This is a genomic window from Dietzia sp. NPDC055343 (genome assembly GCF_053645265.1).
This window is the reverse complement of record NZ_JBSHMJ010000080.1, coordinates 3122-4757: the sequence shown is the minus strand read 5'-3', so window position 1 is coordinate 4757 and position 1636 is coordinate 3122. Positions and strand designations below refer to the sequence as shown.

The window sequence follows — 1636 nt, the reverse complement described above, 5'->3', positions numbered from 1 at the left end:
CTCGGCAGCTGAGCCCGCGCCGCACCGCAGGCCGACCCCCGCACGCCGCCCCGCGGCACCCACGCCGCGACACCCACGCCGCGACACCCGCGACTCGCAGGCCGACCCGCGGCCGGTTGCAAGACATCGCTCCGCAGTCGCAAGACAGATCACGCGAGATTCGGCTTTGGAATCGAAGCTCCTGCCTTGCAGCTCGGGCGCGATGTCTTGCAACTTGGGGAGATGCCTCGAAATGGGCGGAATCCGCTGCCCGGGTGGGGCGCAGCGGATTCCGGAGGAGGCAGCCCGGCAAGGCCAGCCAGCCAACACAGCCAGACCAGCCAACACTGCCCGGCCAGCCAGCTCAGCCCAGCGAGGCCCGCAGCCGCTCGACGGCCGCCTCGTACTCGGCCACGATCTGCGCCATCGTGTCGGCGACCGGCACGATGCCATCCAGCGAACCGATGATCTGCCCGGCCGGCATGGCCACGACCTCGGGATCCTGGGCCTCGGAGATGCGCTGGTGCGCCTCGGCCACGAGCAGGTTCTGCAGCGGCATCGGCAGCGCATCGGGCGCGTCGTCAGCGGCCCAGGCGTCGGTCCACTTGCTCTTGAGCAGACGGGCCGGCTTGCCGGAGTAGACGCGGCTGCGGACGGTGTCGCGGCTGGTCGCGGCGAGCAGCGCCTTCTGCATGGCGCGCGAGCCACCGTCCTCGGCGTATTCGGCCGCGGTGAGCCAGCGCGAGCCCATCCAGGCCCCCTGCGCGCCCATGCCGACCACGGCCGCGACCTGCGTGCCGTCGCCGAGCCCGCCGGCGGCGAGCACGGGTGCCCGGCCGTCGAGCGCGCGGATGATCTCGGGCACGAGCACCATGGTCGCCACCTCACCGGTGTGCCCACCGGCCTCGCCGCCCTGGGCGATCACGATGTCGACCCCGTTCTCCACGTGGGCCAGCGCGTGCTTGGTGCTACCGGCGAGCGCCGCGACCTTGAGTCCTGCGGCGTGCGACTGCTCGATCACCTCGACCGGCGGCGAACCGAGCGCGTTGGCGATGAGCACCGGCCGGTGCTTCAGCGCCACGTCGACGTGCGACTGCGCCACCGAGTGGAGCCAGCCCAGCACGCCGGCGTTCTTCCCGGCGTCGTCGCCGAGCGGCGGCACGCCCAGGTCGTCGAGGACGCGGTTGACGAAGGCCTTGTGCTCCTCGGGGATCATGGCGCCCAGGTCCATGGAGCTGCCCTCGGTGGGCACCTTGTTGGGCATCACCACGTCGACGCCGTATGGCTTGCCGTCGGTGTTCTCGTCCATCCAGGTGAGGACCTCGTCGAGCTCGGCGGGGTCGTTGTAGCGGACGGCGCCGAGCACTCCCATGCCGCCGGCGCGGGTGACGGCGGCGGCCACGTACTTGGACGGGGTGAACGCGAAGATCGGGTACTCGATCCCGAACTCCTCGGCGAGGGCGGTCTTGATGCTCACTTGGTTATCTCCTGGCTGTCTGCGGCGGGGCGGGACGCGGCGATCTCCGCGGCCCAGCGGTAGTCGGGCTTGCCCGCGGGGTTCCGTTTGACGGCGGGTTCGACCCACAGTGCGCGCGGACACTTGTAGCGGGCGATCTCCTTGCGGGCGTACTCGTTGAGTTCCTCGATCGGCGGGCAG

General features: G+C 71.3%; 1 protein-coding gene and 1 pseudogene. Both read right to left on the bottom strand.

Annotated features, from left to right (window positions below; translation table 11 throughout):
• Positions 1 to 343 precede the first annotated feature (343 nt).
• Positions 344 to 1450 carry an NAD(P)H-dependent flavin oxidoreductase gene (locus tag ACWIE7_RS18285; RefSeq protein WP_454070203.1) on the bottom strand — a complete coding sequence of 369 codons (1107 nt, stop codon included), beginning with the start codon at positions 1448 to 1450 and terminating at the stop codon, positions 344 to 346.
• Between the two features lie 2 nt (positions 1451 to 1452).
• A pseudogene (locus tag ACWIE7_RS18280) lies at positions 1453 to 1636 on the bottom strand (acyl-CoA synthetase); the annotation flags it as partial.